A 7,513-nucleotide genomic window follows, 5' to 3' on the forward strand; every position below is an offset into this window, starting at 1 on the left:
AAAAATTAGCGCATTTTAATCGTGAGCGTATTCCCGAGCGTGTTGTGCATGCCCGCGGTACCGGTGCTTACGGTACGTTCACGCTAAACCATGACTTATCACAACATACGATTGCTGATTTCTTGCAGGGCGTGGGTAAACAAACATCGCTATTTATGCGTTTCTCTACCGTCGGTGGTGGGCAAGACTCGAGTGATTATGCGCGTGACCCGCGTGGTTTTGCGGTTAAGTTTTATACCGAAGAGGGTAACTTCGACATGGTGGGTAATAATACACCGGTATTTTTCCTCAACGATCCGATTAAATTCCCTGACTTTGTACATTCTCAAAAGAAAGACCCACGCACCAATATTGCGAGTGCTGCGCATATGTTTGAGTTTTGGGCGAATAATCCTGCTTCGTTACATCAGATGACTATTTTAATGTCTGATCGTGGTATTCCTGCTTCTTACCGTCATATGCATGGATTTTCTTCGCATACCTTAAGCTTTTGGAATAAAGATGGCGAACGTGTTTGGGCGAAATGGCACTTTAAAACCAATCAAGGTATCAAAACACTCACTGGTGCTGAAGCAGACGCGATGTCTGTGCACGGTGCACAACAAGACTTAGTAGAAGCGATTGACCGTGGAGAGTTCCCAAGTTGGGCAGTGAAAGTGCAACTAATGACAGAGCAACAAGCAAAAGAAAGTGCACTCAATCCCTTTGATTTAACTAAAGTCTGGTCACATAAAGAGTATCCATTACAAGATATCGGCACGCTTGAGTTAAACCGTAATGTAGATAACTACTTTGCAGAAACAGAGCAATCCACTTTTGCGCCGAGCAACTTAGTACCGGGCGTAGGCGCTTCACCAGACAAAATGTTACAGGCGCGTTTACTCGCATATCAAGACGCACACCGTTATCGTGTGGGCACTAATTCACATCATATTCCGGTTAATGCACCACGCTGTCCGGTGAATAATTATCAACGAGATGGTGCTTTTGCGGGTGGTTGTCCTATGGGGAATTCCGCGCCAACGGGGCAAACGAACTTTTATCCCAACGATCAAAAAGCGCACGGTGCTCCTGTGCCAAGTCCTCAATTAGGCGCGCCCGCTATGCCACTTTTAGAAGATGCTTGGGTTGGTCATTTTGATCAAAGCGAAGAAGATCATTATTCACAAGCGGGTGATTTGTTCCGTTTAATGTCTGAGGATCAAAAACAGCAGTTAACGGGGAATATTGCGGGTGGCTTAGCGCAAGCGAATGCAAGTATTCAAACACGTATGTTGGCACAATTTGCTCAGGCAGACGCTGATTATGCTCAACGTGTAAAAGCGGATATGAATAATCTAAAAGCGTAAATTGTTAATCGCTCGTACGAGCTAACGTTGTTTTTCACCGTTAGTTCTGCTCGCTAACGTGATATTTATTTAAAGCCAGATCTGATCTGGCTTTTTTAGTTCATCAGTAGAGAGTCAACAGTCACTAAATGGGTAGTATATAAGTAGTAAGTAGGCAGTAAATAGACCGCTTATGTCTAGTTTCCTGATTATATTCACTAAATTTTCTGAATAATGGCTTTATTCAGAAATAACAGTGGATGCAAGTGCAATAATTTTTTACTATCACTGCTTCGTTCGACGATTTCAAGCACATAGTGTCTTGTGTTGTTAATAATTAGTCGAAAAGTACCTCGTTACCAGAAGGGATTTACATGTCTATCGATATCAAACCACTTGCGCCAGCTGAGCGTAAAGCGTGTCCAGAAACTTTTAATTTCGGTGAAAACTTTGCTGATCATATGTTTATTCAAGCACACGACCGTGTCAATGGTTGGAAAAACGCAGAAATTAAACCTTACCAATCGATTTCATTAGATCCTTCTGCAGCCGTCTTACATTACGGACAAGAAATTTTTGAAGGTATGAAAGCATACCGTACTAAAGAAGGGCAAATAAACTTATTCCGTCCCCTAGATAATTTCAAACGTTTTAATCGTTCTGCAACACGTATGGTAATGCCAGAAGTTGATGAGAATTTCCACCTTGATGCGTTAAAAGAATTGGTTAAATTAGATAATAAATGGGTGCCAAATCAAGATGGCTCTTCACTTTATATTCGTCCAACAATGATTGCTACGGGTGCTAAGCTTGGTCTCGGCGCAAGTGATCAATACACACATTTCATCATTACCGGTCCCGCTGGTGCTTACTTTAAAGATGGTTTCTCGCCTGTTTCTGTTTATGTTGCTGACGAATACCGCCGTGCGGTTGTTGGTGGCGTTGGAGAAGCGAAAACCGGTGGTAATTATGCGGCTAGTTTGTATATGTCAGAAGAAGTGGCAAAGAAAGGTTACTCACAAGTACTTTGGTTAGATGCGATACACGGTAAGTATATTGAAGAAGTTGGCGCGATGAACATCTGTTTTGTTTACGGCGACCACATTGTAACGCCTAAATTAAGCGGCAGTATTTTACCCGGTATCACACGTGACTCTATCTTAAAACTGGCACCTACATTAGGTTACACAGTGGCAGAAGAACAGTTAGATATCGACGTTATTTTAGCAGATATTAAAAGCGGTAAAATCACTGAAGCCTTTGGTTGTGGTACTGCAGCGGTTATTTCTCCGGTGGGTCAACTATGCTTTAAAGGTGAAGATTATTTCATTAATGATAATAAAGCCGGTGAAGTATCACGTAACTTATACGATGAATTAACGGGCATCCAGTACGGTCGTCGTGAAGATAAATTTGGTTGGATTGTTAAAGTAGATTGCTAATATTTTAACTCTTCCTGAAAGGCGCTCTTTGAGCGCCTTTTTTTTTGCTCATTCGTTTTAGCTGATCACGTGTTGGTTAATCTCGAATCGCTTTTTCTACACTATTGCAAATCATCTCACGTATCCATTTATGACCCGGTTCATCGCTATTACGTTCATGCCACAGTAATACATAAGCCATCGGGAAAAAATCAAAGGGCAGGGGAATCTGTTTTAGTGGATACAACTTTTGTGCATGTGGAACAAAACTTGAAGGTAGCGTGAAAATCAAATCGCTGTAAGCACACACACTGGCCGCACCATAAAAGTCGGGCAGGGTACTCATAATATTACGTTGCTTGTTTTGCGCCGCTAAATAATAGTCCAACGCCCACCATTCATTGCCCTCACAGCGTACCTGAACATGCTGTTGCTCTAGGTAACTTTCTAAATTCCAGTCTCCTTGCTCAACCCTTTTTAAGATGGGATGGTGTTCATGCACAAGACAAATTTGTTGATCTGTAAACAGGGTGGTACATTTTATACCATCGGGTAACTTACCAAGTTGTAAGCTATTACCTTCAGCAAGGTCGCGACCCGTGATACCAAAATCTACCGTGCCTTTTTGCAAATCTTGCATTGAATTTTTCATCCAACCAAAGGCATTCAAACGTACATTAGGCGCTTGTGTTAATAATGGACCAATGTAATAGGGCAATAATGTGGCGTAGGCACTTTCCACCATACTAATTGAAAAATGGCGATCACTGCTGATAGGGTCAAAACTGGGCGCCAGCGTCAGTTGATGTAAACTTTGCAATAACTGCGGTAATTTTTCTTTTAATTGCAAGGCATGCGCGGTGGGTTTTAAGCCATGTGCAGTACGTGTAAAAAGGGGATCTTCTAAGCTATTGCGTAAACGTGTGAGGCTTTTACTGAGTGCAGAAGGGCTGACATTTAATCGACTGGCTGCCCGTGTGACACTGTTTTCTTCTAATAAGACTTGTAAAATGACCAACAGATTTAAATCAATGCGAGTCAGGTTATTTAAGTTCATGGCGATGCTGTCCTTGTCAGTTTGGCACTCAAGGTTGATATAGCTTAATCAATAACTTGTAGAATATTTTAAACATCAATCTTATCAGAAAAGAAATATAAGGGCTGAATTTATAGCAAGTAATGGTGGCTCTCTTGATGCATTTAATTAAGCTTAATATATTAATGCTAATAGTCTCATTGATACGTTACTATCGAGGGGAGTAAGCCCTATGGTAAAAATCAAAACACTATGATAAAAAATAATAAACCCGCCAGAATAACATTGGCACATATAAATGATACGCACTCCTACTTTGAACCTCAGTCTGTGCAACTACAGCTTAATATTGACGGTCAACAGATAGCGCCTTATGTAAGTAATGGTGGCTTTGCACGTATAGCAACCAGAGCGAAGCAACTTAAAGCCAACGCGGTGCAGCAACAGCGCGACTTTATCTTTGTTCATGGCGGAGATTGTTTTCAAGGAACATTGTATTTCTCTTTGTTTAAAGGCAAAGCAAATTCTGAACTACTCAATGCATTAAACATTGATGTGATGACATTAGGTAATCATGAATTAGACATGGGTAACGCGCCTGTGGCTGCCTTTTTAGATCGTATTCAGTTTCCATTATTAGCGGGTAATTGGGATCTCACTAATGAAATAAAGACCAAGTCTCATTATTTAAAAGGGCGCTCAAACTTACTCTCTTATCAGCCTGAAACAAAAACCGCACGCTGGATGACACGCATTATGGATGGTGAGCCTATTGCCATATTTGGGGTTTCACTGGATAAGATGGCTGATATCGCCAATGTAGATGCAGATACCCCCTTTGTGAATGCCTTCGAAACAACCCTAAATACGGTACATGCTATCCAAACATCGGGCATTAATAAGATAATCTTAATAAGTCACTTAGGTTTTGAGGGTGATTGCGAGTTAGCCAAGCAGGTTGAGGGGATCAGTCTCATTGTCGGCGGGCACAGCCATACCCTTCAAGGTGATTTCAGTGCGTTGGGGCTGAAAAAAGAGTGTGAATATGGCCTGCAAATTAAGGGCACTTACATTGTGCAAGCGGGCTATCACTCGCAGGCATTGGGCCACTGTGAAATAGATTTTGCTGCCGATGGCACCGTGACGGCTTTTAAGGGAAAAAACGAACTGCTGATTGGTCGTCGATTGTGTCTTGATGCAAGCTTGTTAACCGTTAGTAATGATAAAATCCACACACAAGCAAGCGACTTCCTAAGGCAACATGAAAACGTTATCGTGTGTAAAAAAGACCCTCAACTACAAGACTTGCTTGAGAACAAATATATTCCGAGAGTGCGTGCGCTACAAAACAGGGTGATTGCGAAGGTAGATGAAGATCTGCGCCATATCCGCATTCCTGATCTCAACGGAGGCAGTGAAATCGCCCCGCTGGTTGCGGAATCCTTTGCGCATATGATGAATAAAAAAGGCCACCCAGTTGATTTTGCTATTCATAATGCGGGCGGCGTTCGAACGTCTTTATATCGCGGTAATCTTTCAGTGGCTGATATTGCAGGTAAGTTACTGCCTTTTGTTGTGCCTATCGGTGTTTATCGCATTAAAGGAAAATATATCGCACAGGCGCTCGAGGGGGCAATCAACAACGCAACCAATAATGGTGTCGTTGGCACTGGCTCGGGCAGTTATCCTTATACCTATAATTTGGATTTTAACTATTACCCGGAACGTGCGCTGGGTAAACGAATTGCAGAGCTCACCCTTTATAATGCAGAAAAAGGCTGGGTGAATATCGACCCTGAGCTATTTTATGCCGGAAGCTCCTCCGCTTATACCATGAAAGGCAAAGAGGGTTACCAAGCTCTAACCCGCATGGAAGGGGATGGTGTGGTGACTGAGCATTCAATGGCTGACTGTTTTATTGATTTTATTCAAGACAGACCAGACAGTCTGAAAGTGAGAAGTAATAAACAGTAATTGCACAGGTAAAAATAGTAACGCAGTGCATTGAACGGGGAAGTAGTTAACGTTTGGGTGAAATCTGTGTGTTTTACAACCTTAATCGTGCGTTCGATGATTTAGAACAACTAATGGATTATTCTTATGTTACTTAAAAGTTAAATTTTGTATGTATAAACAGTATCGAATAGGGACCGTTAACATTAGAATAGGCGTCTAAATTATTGCACCCCCAATCTCTCGATTTCGTTAAGGATCTGTTCATGAGTTTTTCGGTAAACCAGTCTAGTAATCTCGTCGTTGTAAGTAATACATCTGACAACCCATTCGCAATTGATATCGCTTATGCGATGGGCCAGCATGAAGACATTGCAGATTTAATCAGCATGAAAACTTTTATGAATTCGGAATTTTGTCCACGTTTCATCTCTGATGAACTGGATATGGACTCTATTGGTAAAACACTAACGGGCAAAACTGTCGTTATTGTAAGTACCAGTAGTCATACTAAATCGCGCCAAGAATTAGCAATGGCTAATTTGGTTATCGCGCGTACGGCGAAAGAAAACGGTGCTGCTCGCGTTGTTTTAGTTGAACCTGATCTGTTTTATAGCGCGCAAGATCGTGGTGCACATGAAGACCTAGGCGAAACAAATTTTGAACGTGATGCAAACGACATTAAAAAATTCGATGGCCAAGCATTCACTGCAAAATTATACGCAGAGCTACTAAAATTCTCGGGTGTTGATACAGTACTGACGATTCACAACCATTCTTACTCTGTGCAGCGTATTTTCTCTGATATCTTTGAAGGTGATTTCCACAACTTAATCCCTTACCAAATTTACGCTCACTATTTATTAAACAGCAATATTTTAAATTACGGGCCAGAGGGTGAAGGCTTAGTATTATGTGCACCAGATAAAGGCGCACGTGATTTCGTAAAAGAGATGTACAACGTATTAGGTTTACCTAAAGCTAAATTTATCATGCTTGATAAAGAACGTACCAACGAACGTAAAGTGGAACTTACTTTGCACAAAGAAAGTGAACATACTTTCGAAGGGTTAGACGGTTGTAGCATTGTCTTGTTTGATGACATGGTGCGTACCGGTGGTACTGTGGTTAAGTCTTGCCAGTTCTTACAAAAAATTAATCCTGAGCGTATGGTATTTGCTGTTTCACATTTCTATGCAAGTGAAGAAGGTCGTGAACGTATGGTGCATCCTGCGATTGGTGAAATTCTAACGCTTAATACGCTACCTACGATTCTAAACCGTGATGAACAGGGCCGTTTACGTAAAAAATTGGTCGTGCTTAAAGTTGAGAAATGGTTAGCACAAGAGCTTTCTAACATTCTTGACCTACCACATCAGCCTGAAGCGAATCCTTACAAGATTGATATGTCTTCAAAGAATCCACGTTTCCAGCGTAAAATTTGGCACAGCGAAGAATTGTCTGAGTTAAAGAAAGGCTAATCGCTCGCAGTCAAAAAAATCATTGAATTAGCTCGGCATTCGCCGAGCTTTTTTATAGGTGAAAGTAATGTCTGATTATTGGGATTGGAAACAATAATGAGATTAGCGATTTAGCGCCGCGTCAAAATCGTTTAGTAAAACAACGTCACCAGAGGCCATGTTATCGATATGAATATCGCCAATGCGAACTCTTACTAGCCTTAATGTGGCAAAACCTACCGCTGCCGTCATTTTTCGTATTTGACGATTTTTACCTTCACAGAGAGTGATAGATACCCAGCTAGTTGGGCCATG

The 7,513-nt window shown here is 41.5% G+C and carries 5 protein-coding genes and 1 pseudogene; 4 read left to right on the forward strand and 2 right to left on the reverse strand.

Going from position 1 to position 7,513, the window contains the following annotated elements:
* The coding region (locus tag CXF74_RS20010; protein ID WP_101084292.1) for a catalase at positions 1 to 1,349 on the forward strand (1,349 nt) is incomplete at its 5' end.
* Positions 1,350 to 1,702: 353 nt separating this feature from the next.
* Positions 1,703 to 2,770 carry a branched-chain amino acid aminotransferase gene (locus tag CXF74_RS20015; protein ID WP_101084293.1) on the forward strand — a complete coding sequence of 356 codons (1,068 nt, stop codon included), beginning with the start codon at positions 1,703 to 1,705 and terminating at the stop codon, positions 2,768 to 2,770.
* 76 nt (positions 2,771 to 2,846) lie between these two features.
* Here the strand turns inward: CXF74_RS20015 and CXF74_RS20020 are convergent, their stop codons facing one another.
* Positions 2,847 to 3,806: a LysR family transcriptional regulator gene (locus CXF74_RS20020; RefSeq protein ID WP_101084294.1), complete on the reverse strand. Its 960-nt coding sequence runs from the start codon at positions 3,804 to 3,806 to the stop codon at positions 2,847 to 2,849.
* A gap of 264 nt (positions 3,807 to 4,070) precedes the next feature.
* On the opposite strand from CXF74_RS20020, the gene CXF74_RS20025 reads away from it, so the two are divergent.
* Both CXF74_RS20025 and CXF74_RS20030 read left to right on the forward strand, forming a co-directional pair.
* Positions 4,071 to 5,759, forward strand: a complete 1,689-nt coding sequence (locus CXF74_RS20025) for a bifunctional metallophosphatase/5'-nucleotidase (RefSeq protein WP_232772602.1) — start codon at positions 4,071 to 4,073, stop codon at positions 5,757 to 5,759.
* 245 nt (positions 5,760 to 6,004) lie between these two features.
* A complete protein-coding gene (locus CXF74_RS20030; RefSeq protein WP_101084296.1) occupies positions 6,005 to 7,219 on the forward strand; it encodes a phosphoribosyltransferase family protein in 1,215 nt (404 codons plus the stop codon).
* Positions 7,220 to 7,321: 102 nt separating this feature from the next.
* On the opposite strand, the pseudogene CXF74_RS20035 reads toward CXF74_RS20030, so the two are convergent.
* Positions 7,322 to 7,513, reverse strand: a pseudogene (locus CXF74_RS20035) (pseudouridine synthase); the annotation flags it as partial.

This window comes from Psychromonas sp. Urea-02u-13 (assembly GCF_002835995.1).
GTDB lineage: Bacteria > Pseudomonadota > Gammaproteobacteria > Enterobacterales > Psychromonadaceae > Psychromonas.